This window comes from Sulfurospirillum sp. HTRB-L1 (assembly GCF_059415125.1).
Map to the genome: position 1 here is coordinate 112,120 of NZ_JCAHZR010000007.1, position 15,768 is coordinate 127,887.

Sequence of the window (15,768 nt, forward strand, 5' to 3'; positions counted from 1 at the left end):
AACAGTTTAGTATACTCTTGCTTAAAACCTTAAAACACGAAAGACGGATGAATGCACCACTCTCATAAAACGATTTTAGTGATTACTGATGGCATTGGCCATAACGAAAACACCGATTTTAACGCCTTTGCTGCCGCTTCAAAACCAACCTACGAGGCACTTTTTGAAACCGTTCCTCACGCACTGATTCGCACAAGTGGCTTAGCAGTGGGGTTGCCAGAAGGGCAAATGGGCAACAGCGAAGTGGGACACATGACCATTGGCAGTGGTCGGATTTTGTACCAAAACTTGGTGAAAATCTCCATGGCGTTGGGGGATGGTTCCCTTAAAAAAAATCCCGCGCTAGTAGAGCTCTTTAAGCGTTGCAATACAATACATGTGGTGGGACTCTTAAGCGATGGTGGGGTGCATTCGCACCTTGAGCACTTTTTGGGTGTGGCAGATTTGGCCATCGGCCAAGGCAAAAAAGTGTGGCTTCACCCCATCACAGATGGCCGCGATGTGAGCCCTAGTTCAGGACTTGGTTTTGTCAAAGGGCTTGAAGCGACCCACCAAGAGGCCATCGCGTCGCTCAGTGGACGCTTTTATGCCATGGACAGAGACAACCGTTGGGAGCGGGTCGAAGCAGCGTACCGCGCCATGGTTAGTGCGCAACCCAAAACAGGAGAAACTCCTAGCCACTACATGGAACGCATGTATGCTGAGGGCATTAGCGATGAATTTATCGAGCCAACGGCTTTTCAGGGCTACGAAGGGATGAAGGAGGGCGATGGGGTGATCTTCATCAATTTCCGCAACGACCGCATGCGTGAGCTTGTGCGTGCGATGGGCGTGGAAGCTTTTCACGAATTTCCACGCTCCTTTGTACCCTTGCATATTGCGACGATGACCCAATACGACAATACCTTTCCTTTTCCTGTGATGTTTGAAGCCTCCGCCCCTTTGCACACCCTAAGTCAAGTGATTGCTAGGGCAGGCCTTTCGCAATTTCACACCGCCGAGACCGAAAAGTACGCCCATGTCACGTTCTTTTTAAACGGGGGCGTGGAAGAGCCTGTAGAGAACGAAACGCGCGTGCTTATTCCAAGCCCAAAGGTCACCACATACGACTTGCAACCCCAAATGAATGCTTCCGAAGTCACAGGGGCGGTGTTGAGTGCCATGGACGCAGCGTATGATTTTATTGTGGTCAATTTTGCCAATGGCGACATGGTGGGCCACACGGGAAATTTTGAAGCGGCCATCAAGGCAGTCGAAGCAGTGGACGCGCAATTGGAAAAGATTGTCAAAAAGGCCCAAGAAAAAGGGTATAACCTTGTCTTAACAAGTGACCATGGCAATTGCGAAGCCATGCAAGATGCTTCGGGCGAGCGCTTGACAAACCACACCTTGTTTGATGTGTATTGTTTTGTGATGGCCCAAGGTGTGCACGAGGTTAGGGCAGGGGGCTTGAGCAACATTGCGCCCACAATTTTAACACTCATGAACCTCCCCATCCCTCAAGAGATGGACGAGGCATTGATTTAACCTAAAGGAGAAACATGCGTTTTACTGGAACTAACGTACTTGTTACAGGTGCAAGCAAAGGAATCGGCGAGGCAATCGCGAAAGAATTGGCCACACAGGGACTTAAGGTGTGGATTAACTACCGCTCTAAGCCTGAGATTGCCGACGCGCTCAAGGCTCAGATCGAAGAAGCAGGCGGAAGGGCGGCGGTGATTGGGTTTGATGTGACCAACGAAGAAGCGTATGTGGAGGCCATTAAAACCATTATCGAAGCCGACGGGGAATTGGCTTATTTGGTCAATAACGCGGGCATTACCAATGACAAATTGGCTATGCGTATGAAAACAGAAGAGTTTACCTCAGTGGTAGAGGCAAACCTAACTTCTGCCTTTGTTGGATGCCGCGAAGCACTCAAGGTGATGAGCAAAAAACGCTTTGGTGCGGTGGTTAACATTGCCTCTATCGTAGGTGAAACGGGCAATGCGGGGCAGGTAAATTACGCCGCTTCTAAAGGCGGGATGATTGCCATGACCAAAAGTTTCGCCCAAGAGGGCGCGGCGCGCAATATTCGCTACAACACGGTCACTCCAGGATTTATCGCCACCGAAATGACAGACAAATTGCCTCAAGAGATTAAAGAAGCCTATACGGCGAAAATTCCCTTGAAGCGTTTTGGCGAACCTAGCGATATCGCCCAAGCGGTTGCCTTTTTGCTCAGCGACCATGCGTCCTATGTAACAGGTGAGGTACTTAAGGTCAATGGCGGCATGTACATGTAAGGAAAATGCACGGCTTTTAAGGTTTTTTTGATAGAATTAGGCAAAATTTTTTAAGGAGTCCCCTATGGCACTACTTGACGAAGTCAAAGAAGTAGTTGTTGAGCAATTAAATGTTAACCCGGATGAAGTGAAATCAGAATCTAAGTTTGTTGAAGACTTGGGCGCAGACTCACTGGATGTTGTTGAGTTGGTAATGGCTTTGGAAGAAAAGTTTGATATTGAAATTCCTGATGCAGACGCTGAGAAAATTATCACCGTTGGTGATGCGCTAAAATACATCGAAGACAACAAGTAGTCTATATTTGGCCCGCTTTGCGGGCATTCCCCCTAACCCCTCGTTTAAGGAGCTTTCATTGAGACGTGTTGTTGTTACTGGAATTGGTATGATAAATTCCCTTGGATTGGATAAGGAGAGTTCTTTTAAGGCTATCGTTGAGGGCAAATGTGGCATTAAAAGCATTACATCGTTTGATACATCCGATCACACTGTTAAGATTGCAGGCGAGATTATCGATTTTGATCCCACGACTGTCATGGATGCAAAAGAGGTAAAAAAAGCCGACCGCTTCATTCAGCTAGGGTTAAAAGCAGCCAAAGAAGCCATGGGCGATGCGGCGATTGCAGACTTTGACCCAGAGCGTTTTGGGGTGAGTTCCGCCTCAGGAATTGGTGGATTACCTACCATTGAAAAAAATGCTATTGTGTTAGAAAGCCGTGGTCCAAGACGCCTTTCGCCCTTTTTTATTCCTTCTGCACTTATTAACATGCTGGGGGGGATGGTGTCGATTGATTATGGCATCAGAGGGCCAAACCTCTCTTCCGTTACCGCGTGTGCGGCAAGTACCCATGCCATTAGCGAAGCGGCAAAAACCATCATGGTAGGTGCGGCCGATAAGATGCTTGTGGTAGGCGCTGAGGCAACCATTTGCGGTGTAGGCGTTGGCGGTTTTGCTGCCATGAAGGCCCTCTCAACACGCAACGATGACCCCTTGCGTGCGTCTCGTCCCTTTGACAAAGACCGCGATGGGTTTGTGATGGGTGAAGGGGCTGCTGCGTTGGTACTTGAAGTATACGAAGATGCCAAAGCCCGTGGAGCGCATATTTACGGTGAATTGGTGGGGTTTGGCGAGAGTGGTGATGCCCACCACATTACGTCCCCGACCCTTGATGGGCCTTTCCGCGCGATGCGTGCTGCACTTGGCATGGCAAAAGTGGAAAAAGTAGACTATATTAACGCCCACGGCACCTCTACGCCGGTGAATGACAAGAATGAAACGGCCGCGGTGAAGGCTCTTTTTGGAACTTCTGTGCCACTTATGAGTTCGACTAAAGGGCAAATTGGCCACTGCTTGGGCGCAGCAGGTGCACTTGAAGCGGTGATTTCTTTGATGGCAATGCGCGATAGCATTCTTCCTCCGACCATCAACTACACGACACCAGACCCCGAGTGCGACCTTGATTATATCCCTAACGAAGCACGGAAGATGAAACTAGATGTTGTGATGAGTAACTCTTTTGGATTTGGCGGAACCAACGGTTCAGTGATTTTCAAGCGGGTTTAAGGAGAAGGTATGGCAATTTATTTAGAATTTGAGCGCAGCATTCAGCAAATTGACGATGAAATCGCCAGTGCTCGCATTAAAGGCGATACCCATGCTGTTGAAATTCTTCAAAAAAACCTCGAAAAAGAGGTTGCCAAAACCTACAAAAACCTCAGTGATTACCAAAAATTACAACTTGCCCGTCACCCTGACCGCCCTTATGCCCTTGATTATATTCGTGCACTTTTAAAAGACGCTTATGAGATTCACGGCGATCGTGCGTTTAGGGATGATGGAGCCATTGTGTGCTACATGGGCTACCTCTCAGAACAAAAGATTATCGTTATTGGTGAGCAAAAAGGGCGTGGTACTAAAAACAAACTCAAGCGCAATTTTGGAATGCCCAATCCCGAGGGCTATCGCAAAGCGTTGCGCGTGGCCAAGATGGCTGAAAAGTTTGATATCCCAGTACTTTTTCTCATTGACACACCCGGTGCGTATCCAGGCATTGGGGCGGAAGAGCGTGGGCAAAGCGAGGCTATTGCACGCAACTTGTATGAACTGAGCGATTTGGAAGTCAAGAGCATCGCTGTGGTCATTGGCGAGGGAGGCAGTGGCGGTGCTTTGGCCATCGGCGTGGCAGACCGTTTTGCCATGATGCGCTACTCGGTCTTTTCGGTGATTTCTCCCGAGGGATGTGCGGCGATTTTATGGAATGACCCCTCAAAACAAGAAAGCGCTACTAAGGCTATGAAGATTACCTCGGAAGATTTAAAGCAGTATAATTTGATTGATGCGGTGATTGAAGAGCCCATTATCGGTGCCCATCGCAATAAAGACGCGGCGGTAAAAGCACTGGGCGAGTATGTGATTGCTTCCTTGGAAGAACTTAATGCTCAGGATAAAGAGACACGGCTGCAAGCGCGTTATGCGCGCATCCTCTCCATGGGTGCCTACGAAGAATAATCCCCTTTAAAAACCATTACATGTAAACCCCATGAAAGAGGTTTACATGTAAGAGAAGTCCTTAGACCTCTCTCCATATCTTTGCTTTCCAAAGGTAGGCAAAGACACTTAGGATGACAAAATATCCCATAATATAAAGCCCTACGCGTTCGCGTTCTGCTTTTTTACTGTCCCCAATACTTTCCATATAATCCACGACTTGCAGTTGAACCTCTTGCTTAAGACCAACGCGGGGCATTGAGGTTCCCTCAAGGTGTTTTTGCGGGTTGTTGATGAAGGTTTCAAGAAACCCGTGTCCACGTGCACGAATCATGGTAGAAAGGTCTGGTGGGATGGTGCCCATGTAGGCCAAAATCGCATCCACTTCTGTTGGCATCTTTTTTCCACCATCGTATTTAATGCCATGGCAGCGCAAACATGCATCATCAAAGACTTCCGCGCCTGTCATGGATGCGGGTGCGATAGACTTTAGGTAAGCCACGATGTCGGCTACTTCTTGGTCAAGGTCGCCCCCTAGGCCATAAAAGCTTGTCATGGGGTGTGGGTTGGTATCGCTAAATTTATGCTCTACCATGAGTGCTTTGGCGGGGTTTTTGATTAAGGCAGCCAAAAAGGTTTCATCATACAAATACCCAGCAGTGCTCAAATCCGGTGGCACGACACCAAAAGAGGCGGAAGCCATTTGATTGTCCATGCCAAAAGGCATGCCCTGAGACTCTAAACCATGGCACCCGACACATCCTGCCATCATGAAAGCTTCTGCGCCACGCGCCGCATCCCCCACTTGGGTGGAAGCTTCTAAATCTTGAAATTGAAAATCAGCAGGTGCGACGGCGGGGTGGAGTTTGGTGTGCGCATATGGCTCAACGCCAATGTAAACCACAGCTGTTAAAAAGACCACCACGGCTAAAATTTTTAATTCTTTCATTAGGCACCTCGTCTTGTTTCATTTTTGGTGATAAAGGGTAGGGCCACAAAAAGAGCAATGAACACGATGGAGGCAAAAAAGCCAACCCATGCGTTAGCACCCGTTGCGGGAAGTTTTCCATACACCGTAAGAACAATCATGTCTGCGATGAGCACCCAAAACCAAATATTAAATTTACCACGTTCGCTTGCAGGAGCAACCACGGGACTCTTGTCCAAAAGGGGAAGTAAGAAAAAGGCCACGTTGGCAAAACCAAAGGCCATCAAGCCAATATCTGCAGCCGAAATGGGTCCAACATCAAAGAAGAAACCACGCAATATTTCATAGCTCCACAAAAAGTACCACTCGGGATAAATGTGCGCAGGGGTTTTCATGGCGTTGGCAGGTTCAAAGTTAATGGGGTCCATGGCAAAGTTAAAATGGAAACTTACCAAATAGAAGAAGAAAACCATAAACACTGAGACAACATAAAAGTCTTTAGAGAGAAACATGGGCCAAAAAGGAACCACTTTAGACTCTTTTTTCTTGCCCGCTTTGTACTTTTCTGCTTCTAGGTCAAAGTCAAGCTCTTCGCCCGCTTGGTTACTTACGTGCGGAAGACGTAGGGAGTAAAAGTGAATGACGATAACAAGCATAATGACCAAAGGAAGCAAAAGAACATGGAGCATGAAAAAGCGGGTAAGGGTTGCATCTGCAACAGCAAAGTCCCCTCGAATCCACACAACCAACGCATCTCCAATAACCGGTACCCCACCAAAAAGATTGGTGATAACCTGAGCTGCCCAGTAACTCATTTGGCCCCAAGGAAGCATATAACCGCTAAAGGCTGCTGCAGAAAACATACCAAAAAGCATCATCCCGCTAATCCAAATCACCTCACGCCCTTTTTTGTACGCACCATAATAAATGGCCGTTAGCATGTGGATATAAATCACCAAAAAGGTTGCAGAAGCGGCTACCCCGTGAATGTGTCGCCATAACCATCCGTACGCTACTTCGTGCATGATGGTGTAGTTGACGCTATCAAAGGCTTGATGCACGTCAGGTTTGTAGTACATTAAGAGAAAAATTCCTGAGACAACTAAGAGTAAAAAGAGGGTAATTAACACAACTCCCATTGCCCACAAGAAGTTAATATTTTTTGGAATCCAATATTCTGTCATCAACACTCTACCCAGTGTTCTAACTGCCAATCGTTGGTCAAGCCAGTCCACAATACCGTTTGCTTTTTCAAACTGTGCCATTGGTTATTCTCCTTAGGATGCGCTGCCGGTAAGCTTTGCGTATTCTGGGCCTTCTTCGCCGAGTACGAGCTTTGTACCGTCTATTTTAAATGGAGGGATATCCAGAGGTCGAGGTGGTGGGCCGAACGTATTGACGCCGCTGGCATCAAACACACCGCCGTGGCAAGCACAAAGGAAATCTTGTGTGCGTGGCCTCCAGCTAGGAATACAGCCAAGGTGTGTACACAGGCCAATAACCACGGTGTAATGGGCATCATCAATCACCACATCGCGGCTTGCATTTTTTTCCATTTTCTCATCTTTTTTTAAGATAAAAATGGGTTTCTTTCGCCATTCAAGTGTTCGGATTTCTCCTACCTCCATGGGCGAAAGATCTACGGTTGTAAAACCCGCAGAGATAACACTTGGGAGGGGGTCCCAAGTAGCCTTCATAGCACCTAAGGCAAAGACGCCGCCAACCGCAGCAACCCCGCCGAATGCCATGCCAAGAAAGTCTCGTCTACTTTGCTCAACAGCCATTGTCTTCCTTTCGTAAGTGTTTAAGATTTAGGGGTGATTTTAGCCAACAGATTATTAAACTTTCATTGACTTACGTCATTTTTTCTTGAAATGTCATCAAACTGTTACTATGCTTTTTCCCACTACCCCATCTTATCGCAAAAGTATAGCAAAAAAATGTGCTAAAAAATGGTTATTGATTAAAATTATTTAATGATATTTATTAATCTTTAGAATCCATCTTGATGTAGATATGCAAAATATCAAGGGCTGCTGGCGTCATTCCCCCAATTTGGCTTGCGGCAAAAAGGGTGGAAGGTTTGATGGCATAAAGCTTTTCTTTGATCTCATTGCTTAAGCCACCAATGACGCTAAAATTCATCCCTTCTGGAATTTTAACATCCATTAAAGTACTCATTTTATCGATCTGTTCTTGCTGTTTTTGGATGTAATTTTCATACTTGGCTTCGACGACAATCTGTGCGCACGCCTCGGAAGAAAAATCTTGTGCTTCAAGCAGCAGTAGCGGGAGTTTTTCTACGGTAAAGGTTTTGCGCGCCACGATTTTTTGTAAGCACATGTGGTCTTTGGCGCTCTCTTCGTCCATAGAAGCTAAAAGGGCAGTATTTTCTTTGGAAGGAGAAATAAACCGTTCGTGAAGCAGTTGCAATCCAAGGGCGGTTTGTTCTTTGAGTTTGAGTGTTTTTTTATGACTTTCTTCATCAATAAGACCCAGTTTGTACCCGTAATCCCCAAGGCGCAAAGTGGCATTGTCTTCGCGCAACAACAAGCGGTATTCGGCGCGTGAGGTGAACATGCGGTAAGGTTCTTTGGTGCCCTTGGTGACTAAATCATCAATCATGACCCCGATATACGCTTCGTTGCGGCGCAAGATGAGAGGCTCTTTTTCCTCTAAGCTCAACACGGCATTAATCCCTGCCATCAACCCTTGTGCCGCCGCTTCTTCGTAACCGGTGGTGCCATTGATTTGGCCGGCGCAGTAAAGGCCGCGTACCTTCTTGGTTTCTAGGGTGTGAAAGAGTTGTGTGGGGTTGATGTAGTCGTATTCGATAGCGTACCCATAGCGCACAATCTTGGCATTCTCCATCCCTTTAATGCTGCGTACCATTTCCAGTTGGGTGTCGGGTGGCAAGGAAGTGGTGAGGCCGTTGATGTAGTATTCAGTGGCTTCTAGGGTTTGGGGTTCGATGAAAAGATGGTGGCGTTCTTTGTCACGAAATCGGTTGATTTTATCTTCGATGCTCGGGCAATAACGTGGCCCAGTTCCTTCGATTTGTCCTGTAAAAAGGGGTGCACGGTAAAAATTTCCCTCAATGATACTATGGGTGCGTTCGTTGGTGTAGGTGATGTAGCAGGGCAATTGGGTAGGCGCAAAGTCAGCCTTGTTGGTGCGAAAACTAAACGGCGCAGGAGGGGTGTCGCCAGGTTGAATTTCCATCTTCGAAAAATCAATACTTTTAGCATCAATCCTAGGACAGGTTCCTGTTTTAAGGCGACCCAGTTCTAGGCCAAGGCTTTTGAGTGATTCTGAGAGGTGGTATGCGGCAAATTCGCCCACGCGCCCGGCTTCTTGGCGAAATTCGCCCACGTGAATGAGTCCGCGCAAAAAGGTTCCTGTCGTGAGGATAACTTTGGAGGCGTGGTAGTGGTTTTTAAGATGGGTAATGACCCCCGTGACGCACCCGTCTTTACTGGTGAGGGATTCGGCGATTTCTTGGGCGACGTCGAGGTTTTCGGTGTTAAGAACAAGTGTGCGCATGGCGACGCGGTAGCGGTCCATGTCGATTTGCGCCCGCGAACCGCGCACGGCGGGTCCTTTGGATTCGTTAAGCACACGAAACTGAATCCCCGTGGCATCGGTGGTTAAGCCCATTTGGCCGCCAAGAGCGTCAAGTTCTTTGACCAAATGCCCCTTGGCAAGGCCTCCGATAGCAGGATTGCAGCTTGCGGCTCCGATTTGTTCAGCCAAAATGGTAATAAGAAGGGTTTTTTTCCCCATGCGCGCACTGGCAAGTGCTGCTTCGATGCCTGCGTGTCCGCCGCCTACGACGATAATTTCGTATTTCATGGTAGTTCCTAAAAGATGTTGCTTTATGAGCATTGTGAAGATGCAAAAAATCTCAATGAAGCGCCTAGCCTCTGTGTTTTAAAAGCACCCGTGCTTTGCGTTTGGACGCGGATTATACCACATCTTTGGTATAATGAGCCTTTTGTAAAAAGGGGAAAACCATGTTTACAGGCCTGATTCGAGAAATGGCAAGCGTTGTCTCATTTTCTGGAGAAACCTTGACACTTAAGGCAAAGTATCAACCAAAAATAGGCGACAGTATCGCGGTCAATGGCGCATGCTTAACGGCCATGAGTCTGGGGCAAGGAACCTTTACCGTGGAACTTTCACCCGAAACCCGCGCCCATGTGGCCCATGAAAATTTTAAAGGCCAGGTGCACATTGAGCCTGCGATGCAAGTGGGAGACCGACTCGATGGGCATTTTGTGCAAGGGCACGTGGATGGGATTGGCGAAGTGGTGCGCACTTCCATGCTAGGAAACGCCCTGGAGATGGAAATCGGGATGTCTGCTGAGATGATGGTGTATATGATTCCCAAAGGCAGTGTGGCGATTGATGGGGTGAGTTTGACCATTAACACGGTGCATGAAAAAAGCATTGGACTTACCCTTATCCCCTTGACGCTCAAAGATACCTTGCTTGCTTCGTACCAAGTCAAAAGACGGGTGAATGTGGAGAGTGATATGTTGGTGCGCTCCTTGCACCACATGCTTAATCGCGCCAAACAACAAGGATGGGAAGAGGTGGAGCATTGGATGCGCCTGTATTAGTCCATTTTACAAACCGATACGGCGGAGTGAGCGTTTCGCCATATGCCACCAATAACCTTGCGTTACATGTAAAGGATAATCCCTTACATGTAAAGGAAAACAGACGCCTTACATGTAAGGCACTTTCCTTGCCTCACGTGGCAAGCATGGAACAAGTGCACGGTACGCAAGTGCGTGTGGTTGAGGGGCGGGGTACGCAAACATTTCCCGCGTGTGATGGGCTTATCACCAAAGAAAAAGAGGTGGCTTTGATGGTCTTGGTGGCAGATTGCATTCCTCTATTGCTGCATGACCCTCTCAAAGGAGTCATCGGGGCGTTACATGTAGGCCGCGCGGGTGCCTTTGGTGGCATTGTGCCCCACGCTATTGGCCTATTGCAAACCACCTTTGAAGTGGACCCTGCTTCGTTACATGTACACCTTGGGCCAAGTATTGGGGGGTGTTGTTATGAGATTGGTGGCGAGGCCTTGGCCTTGGCCCAAAAAGAGTTTTCGGCCTACTTAAGTGGGCGTTATTTGAACCTGCGCGCCCTTGTGCAAGACCAATTAGCGCGCTTGGGCGTAGGACATGTGGACGCGGATGCGCCTTGCACGTGTTGCGACGCGCGCTATTTTTCCTACCGACGGGAAGGGGTGACGGGGCGCCAAGCGGGGATTATTATGCAAAGGAGCGGGTGTGGGAAATAAAAAAACCGCCCATCAAACCTACGCCATGGGGGCTTCAAGCGCCCTGCGCGACAAGCTTGAGCAAGGCATTGTGGAAAAAGCGCGCAAATACGATGTGGCTTTGTTTCAAAATCCAGACCTAGCCGCGATGTTGTGTGACACCACCGTGCCTCCTTGTACCCTTTCTTCAAGCGCGTGTAAAGAGGTGGCGAAGGTTTTAGAATGGCTTGTGCAAAGCCAAAATGCTGCCCAACTTAGTAGTGATGGGTAGTCTCTTCTTTAGCCCTTGTAAACCTAGTGACTTCGTATTTTTTCTCGATAAAAGTAAACCTTAAACTAATTTTGAGTAAAATCACGGCTCAATCTCACACACACCAATCCTTGTACGGTTGCAACCTCGGTTGTTAAGGGGTGTGGCGGATAAACCAAAATTCGGGCAAAGCCCACTAAGGAGACATCATGGTAACCATGAAAGACCTGCTAGAATGCGGGGTACACTTCGGACACCAGACACGACGCTGGAATCCAAAAATGAAAAAGTTCATCTTCGGTGAACGCAAAAACATCTACATCATTGACCTTCAAAAAACGTTGCGATACTTTCGCTATACCTACACTGTTGTGCGTGACGCAGCAGCGGAGGGTAAAACCGTATTGTTTGTTGGCACCAAAAAACAAGCCAGCCAAGCCATTAAAGAATACGCTGAAAAATGCGGTATGCCTTATGTAAATCACCGCTGGTTGGGCGGAATGCTCACCAACTTCCAAACCATTAAACAATCTATTCGCAAACTTGAAGTAATTGAAGCAATGGAAGAAGACGGTTCAATCAACCTTTTGACTAAAAAAGAAGCCTTGATGCTTCGCCGTAAAAAAGAGCAATTGCTGAACTACCTTGGCGGTTTGCGCAACATGAAAACCGTGCCTGACATGATTTTTGTTATCGACACCGTGAAAGAAAAAATTGCCGTTCAAGAAGCCAACCGCTTGCACCTTCCTGTGGTTGCCCCCCTTGATACCAACTGTGACCCTGACGTGGTAGATTTCCCTATTCCTGGCAACGATGATGCGATTCGCTCCATCCAACTCTTTTGTAAAGAAATGTGTGAAGCGATTATCGAGGGTAAAGAGATTCGTGCCCAAGACGCAGTGAGTGAAGAGGACGCCGTTGTGAGCGATGATGAGAAAAAAGAGATTATTGACGAAGCAACTTCAGACGAAGAACTTTTTAGTGAAGAAGACGAGACCAAAGGAGACGCGTAATGGCAATTTCTGCAGCAATGGTAAAAGAACTGCGCGAGATGACGGGCGCGGGGATGATGGATTGTAAAAATGCATTGGCTGAAACAGAAGGAAACATGGACAAAGCAGTGGATTTGCTCCGTGAAAAAGGCCTTGGAAAAGCAGCAAAAAAAGCAGACCGTTTAGCAAGCGAAGGCTTGGTGAGCGTAGAAATTTCTGGGGATTGCAAAGTGGCAACCCTGAGTGAAATCAACTCCGAAACTGACTTTGTAGCAAAGAATGAAAACTTTCAAGCATTGACACAAAAAACCACTTCGCATATTCAAGCAAGTGGGTTTTCAACGGTAGAAGAGTTGATGGAGTCTACTATTGGCGGCGTAAACTTTAAAGAGTATTTTAACACGCAAATCGCCACCATTGGTGAAAACTTGGTAGTGCGCCGTTTTGCCACGGTAGTAGCTGGCGAAAATGGCGTAGTAAACGGCTACTTGCACTCCAACGGCAAAGTGGGCGTTATCATCGCAGCAGCATGTGATAGCGAAAAAACCGCGAAAGCAGCGACGGAATTTATCCGAAGCTTGTGTATGCACGCAGCCGCTATGAAACCTCTTTACCTCAGTCACGATGCCCTTGAGCTTGAGTTTGTGGAAAAAGAAACCGTAGCACTGATTGCGGATATTGAAAAAACAAACGAAGAGTACGCACGTCTTGGTAAGCCACTGAAAAAAGTGCCCCAATACGGAAGCCGTTTGCAACTCACAGACGCCATCATGGCGCAAGCGGAAGAGGCTATCAAAGCGGAACTTCGTGCGCAAAACAAGCCTGAGAAGATTTGGGACAAAATTGTTCCTGGTCAACTTGAGCGTTTTATTGCGGACAACACCCAGCTTGACCAACAATTTACCCTCTTAAACCAATTTTACGTGATGGACGATAAAAAAACCATCGCCCAAGTGGTCGCTGAAAAAGCGGCTGAGCTTGGCGGAACAATCCAATTGGTAGAATACGTACGGTTTGAACTTGGTGAAGGTCTTGAGAAAAAACAAGAAGACTTTGCCGCTGAAGTAGCCGCACAGATTGGCTAACCCCCTAGGGGGCGAGATTCTCTCTCGCCCCTTTTTTCCTGAAGGAGAGGTATGGCACTTTTAGAAGCCACGGGTCTCTCACATGCCTTTGACTACCCCCTTTTTAACGACCTTTCTTTTTCCCTAGACCCAACCCAAAGCATGGCGATTGTGGGGGTTAGCGGATGCGGAAAATCCACCCTTTTACACATTTGCTCGACGCTTTTGTCGCCCAATAGCGGTGAAGTGTTTTTTGAGGGCGCGCCCTTGTACGGTTCGCGCGCGCGCAATGCCTTACATGTAAGGCGCGAAAAGCTTGGTATTATCTTCCAATCCCACTACCTTTTTAAGGGTTTTACTGCCAAAGAAAACATCGAACTCTCCGCTTTATTGGCTCAAACCCCCCTTGATGAAGGGTTGCTGGAGCGCTTAGGGATTGCGCATGTGTTGGGGCAAAAAATCGGCGAACTCTCAGGCGGGCAGCAACAACGCGTTTCTATCGCGCGGGTGCTTTCAAAAAAACCTCGGGTTATTTTTGCCGATGAACCTACGGGAAACCTTGATAAAGCAACCGCTCGTGAAGTGATGGACGTGTTGTTTGAATACATCCAATCCCACAATGCCGCGCTGATGCTGGTCACCCACGATGCTGCTTTGGCACAGCGGTGCAACCGTGTTTACGCCTTGGAAAATGCAACACTTGTAAAGCAATAACATGGAATTTGTCCAGTATATGGGAGAGGAAAACGTCATTCGCTTTTTCCTGCTCTTTGTGCGTTTGAGTGGTTTGGTTGCCTTTTTCCCTTTTTTCAACCACATGCGCATTCCTGTTGAAATAAAAACAGCGATGGTGCTGTTTCTAACTATCTTCCTCTTTCCTTACGCGGTTTTGGCTCCCTTTGAACTCACCCTTACGCAACTTGTGTTTGCTGTAGTGATGGAGTTGATGCTCGGATTTATGGCCGGGCTTTTGGTCTATTTGATTTTTGCGATGCTAGAACTTGCCGGGCAACAAATCTCTTTTGTGATGGGCTTTACCATGGCCAACGTGATAGATCCCCAAACGGGCGTGAGTATCCCCTTGATGAGCCAAATGCTAAGCTTGTTGGCGTTGACACTTTTTTTGGCATTTGACGGGCACCATTTGATGCTTTTGTTTTACCACTACTCCCTTGGAGAGCTTCCTTTGGGCGCTTTTTACCCCACCTTAGATATGTGGGAATATATTAGCAAGGGGGTGCTTGGGATGTTTTTATTTGGGTTTATTATCTCTTTTCCCGTTAAGGCCGTCTCCTTGCTTTCTGATTTAATTTTTGGGATGCTGATGAAAACCATGCCCCAGTTTAACTTGCTAGTCGTGGGGTTTCCCATTAAGATTATGCTAGCGTATGTGGTGATGATTGCTGCACTTAGCTCAATAATGGTCGTCTTTAGACGCGAAATTGTTGGCGTCCTCGAAGCATTGCCGTTGGTTTTTTATTAGACTTATTGATGCCTTGGCGGTGTTAATGCAAACGTAATGTTAATTAGACTAAAATTTACGGACTATGTCTTTGTTCGGATACTAGAATCTAGGAGAATCCATGCACCTTCTGCTCATCAATACAAACCCCGCAGTTTCACGTTTAATCGGCTTAAGTGTCCAAAAGTTAGGCTATGAGATTACGGAAGTTTCCGAGATAGACTCTTTGGAAAAGGCACCCTATGGTATCGTGTTTATCGATAGCGATGTGTACAACCCTGCTATGGTGGAAAGAATGCGCCAAGAGGGTTTTTCTACCCATTTTGTCTACGTGGGGCCACGCAATACCCACAAGCCAGAAGGCATGGACTCCCTTTTAGAAAAGCCTTTTTTGCCAACGGATTTTATTGCTATGGTGGAAAGAATCGAAAGCCAACTGAGTGTTGAGGAAGTCATGTTTCCTGAAGATGACGCTTTATTTGAGGGCTTTGAGGAAGACGCAGAAGAGTCAGAAGAAGACGAGGGCTCAGAGATCGACCTAGACGTGCCTGGATTTGCCTTTGAAGAAGAAGAGGAAGACGCGCAAGCGGATGCGTATGAGAGCCTTGCAACACTTGGAAATTTTGATGAAGAGGCCTTTGAGGAGACAAAGACAGCTGCGCCAGAAAAAGAGTCCATTCCTTCCCTTGAGGATGTGGTGGGCGATGAAGAGACGCTCTCTTTTGATGAGGGAGAGGTTTCTTGGGGAGATTCAGGCGTGCTTGATAGCGAAGATGTGAAGGAAGTGCAAGGGCTGCTAGAAAACGATGAAGCGCTTGAAGAGCTCGATTTTGCCGCGCCACTAGATACGTCTATGTTTGAAGATACGTTGGCAGAAGAAGATGAGGATGTGGATGCCTTGCTTGCAGAGATTGAAGGCATGCAAGACACCAAAGAAACACCTCTAGCCCCCCTTGTGTTGGATGAAGAAGAATCTTTGGATGAAGAAGAATCTTTGGATGAAGAAGAATCTTT

16 protein-coding genes and 1 pseudogene are annotated in these 15,768 nt (G+C 47.4%); 13 read left to right on the forward strand and 4 right to left on the reverse strand.

Annotated elements, in window-relative coordinates; all coding sequences use genetic code 11:
• Window positions 1-51 precede the first annotated feature (51 nt).
• From gpmI to AC5SLM_RS11800, 5 genes are all read left to right on the forward strand, one after another.
• Window positions 52-1,527 carry a 2,3-bisphosphoglycerate-independent phosphoglycerate mutase gene (gpmI, locus tag AC5SLM_RS11780; RefSeq protein WP_495251158.1) on the forward strand — a complete coding sequence of 492 codons (1,476 nt, stop codon included), beginning with the start codon at window positions 52-54 and terminating at the stop codon, window positions 1,525-1,527.
• A 14-nt stretch (window positions 1,528-1,541) separates the two neighbouring features.
• Window positions 1,542-2,285, forward strand: coding sequence for a 3-oxoacyl-ACP reductase FabG (gene fabG / locus AC5SLM_RS11785; RefSeq protein WP_495251159.1), 744 nt, complete (start codon window positions 1,542-1,544; stop codon window positions 2,283-2,285).
• A 64-nt stretch (window positions 2,286-2,349) separates the two neighbouring features.
• Window positions 2,350-2,580 (forward strand): acyl carrier protein, encoded by a 231-nt coding sequence (gene acpP / locus AC5SLM_RS11790; protein WP_495251160.1) that lies wholly within the window; start codon window positions 2,350-2,352, stop codon window positions 2,578-2,580.
• Between the two features lie 58 nt (window positions 2,581-2,638).
• The gene (locus tag AC5SLM_RS11795; RefSeq protein WP_495251161.1) at window positions 2,639-3,847 is read left to right on the forward strand and encodes a beta-ketoacyl-ACP synthase II; all 1,209 of its coding nucleotides are present in this window, start codon (window positions 2,639-2,641) and stop codon (window positions 3,845-3,847) included.
• Between the two features lie 9 nt (window positions 3,848-3,856).
• The gene (locus AC5SLM_RS11800) at window positions 3,857-4,792 is read left to right on the forward strand and encodes an acetyl-CoA carboxylase carboxyltransferase subunit alpha (protein ID WP_495251162.1); all 936 of its coding nucleotides are present in this window, start codon (window positions 3,857-3,859) and stop codon (window positions 4,790-4,792) included.
• A gap of 61 nt (window positions 4,793-4,853) precedes the next feature.
• On the opposite strand, the gene AC5SLM_RS11805 is transcribed toward AC5SLM_RS11800, so the two are convergent.
• The 4 genes from AC5SLM_RS11805 to mnmG all read right to left on the reverse strand — a co-directional run bounded on the left by AC5SLM_RS11805 (window position 4,854) and on the right by mnmG (window position 9,551).
• A complete protein-coding gene (locus AC5SLM_RS11805; protein WP_495251163.1) occupies window positions 4,854-5,720 on the reverse strand; it encodes a c-type cytochrome in 867 nt (288 codons plus the stop codon).
• Window positions 5,720-6,964 carry a cytochrome b gene (locus AC5SLM_RS11810; protein WP_495251164.1) on the reverse strand — a complete coding sequence of 415 codons (1,245 nt, stop codon included), beginning with the start codon at window positions 6,962-6,964 and terminating at the stop codon, window positions 5,720-5,722. Before AC5SLM_RS11810 ends, AC5SLM_RS11805 begins: the two co-directional genes overlap by 1 nt.
• A 12-nt stretch (window positions 6,965-6,976) precedes the next feature.
• Window positions 6,977-7,483, reverse strand: a complete 507-nt coding sequence (gene petA, locus AC5SLM_RS11815) for a ubiquinol-cytochrome c reductase iron-sulfur subunit (protein WP_495251165.1) — start codon at window positions 7,481-7,483, stop codon at window positions 6,977-6,979.
• Between the two features lie 202 nt (window positions 7,484-7,685).
• Complete coding sequence (gene mnmG / locus AC5SLM_RS11820; RefSeq protein ID WP_495251166.1) at window positions 7,686-9,551, reverse strand: tRNA uridine-5-carboxymethylaminomethyl(34) synthesis enzyme MnmG; 1,866 nt, start codon at window positions 9,549-9,551, stop codon at window positions 7,686-7,688.
• A 161-nt stretch (window positions 9,552-9,712) separates the two neighbouring features.
• Between mnmG and ribE the strand changes: the two genes are divergently transcribed.
• From ribE to AC5SLM_RS11860, 8 genes and pseudogenes are all read left to right on the forward strand, one after another.
• Window positions 9,713-10,321 carry a riboflavin synthase gene (gene ribE / locus AC5SLM_RS11825; RefSeq protein ID WP_495251167.1) on the forward strand — a complete coding sequence of 203 codons (609 nt, stop codon included), beginning with the start codon at window positions 9,713-9,715 and terminating at the stop codon, window positions 10,319-10,321.
• A complete protein-coding gene (gene pgeF / locus AC5SLM_RS11830) occupies window positions 10,303-11,007 on the forward strand; it encodes a peptidoglycan editing factor PgeF (protein ID WP_495251168.1) in 705 nt (234 codons plus the stop codon). The genes ribE and pgeF overlap by 19 nt, the downstream gene beginning before the upstream one ends.
• Window positions 10,997-11,257 (forward strand): hypothetical protein, encoded by a 261-nt coding sequence (locus AC5SLM_RS11835; protein ID WP_495251169.1) that lies wholly within the window; start codon window positions 10,997-10,999, stop codon window positions 11,255-11,257. Before pgeF ends, AC5SLM_RS11835 begins: the two co-directional genes overlap by 11 nt.
• A gap of 188 nt (window positions 11,258-11,445) precedes the next feature.
• Window positions 11,446-12,249 (forward strand): 30S ribosomal protein S2, encoded by an 804-nt coding sequence (gene rpsB / locus AC5SLM_RS11840; RefSeq protein WP_495251170.1) that lies wholly within the window; start codon window positions 11,446-11,448, stop codon window positions 12,247-12,249.
• On the forward strand, window positions 12,249-13,313 hold the full coding sequence (gene tsf / locus AC5SLM_RS11845) for a translation elongation factor Ts (protein WP_495251171.1): 1,065 nt from the start codon (window positions 12,249-12,251) through the stop codon (window positions 13,311-13,313). Before rpsB ends, tsf begins: the two co-directional genes overlap by 1 nt.
• Before the next feature lie 51 nt (window positions 13,314-13,364).
• The gene (locus AC5SLM_RS11850; RefSeq protein ID WP_495251172.1) at window positions 13,365-14,006 is read left to right on the forward strand and encodes an ABC transporter ATP-binding protein; all 642 of its coding nucleotides are present in this window, start codon (window positions 13,365-13,367) and stop codon (window positions 14,004-14,006) included.
• A 1-nt stretch (window position 14,007) separates the two neighbouring features.
• The gene (gene fliR, locus AC5SLM_RS11855) at window positions 14,008-14,775 is read left to right on the forward strand and encodes a flagellar biosynthetic protein FliR (protein WP_495251173.1); all 768 of its coding nucleotides are present in this window, start codon (window positions 14,008-14,010) and stop codon (window positions 14,773-14,775) included.
• Between the two features lie 100 nt (window positions 14,776-14,875).
• Window positions 14,876-15,768, forward strand: a pseudogene (locus AC5SLM_RS11860) (hypothetical protein); the annotation flags it as partial.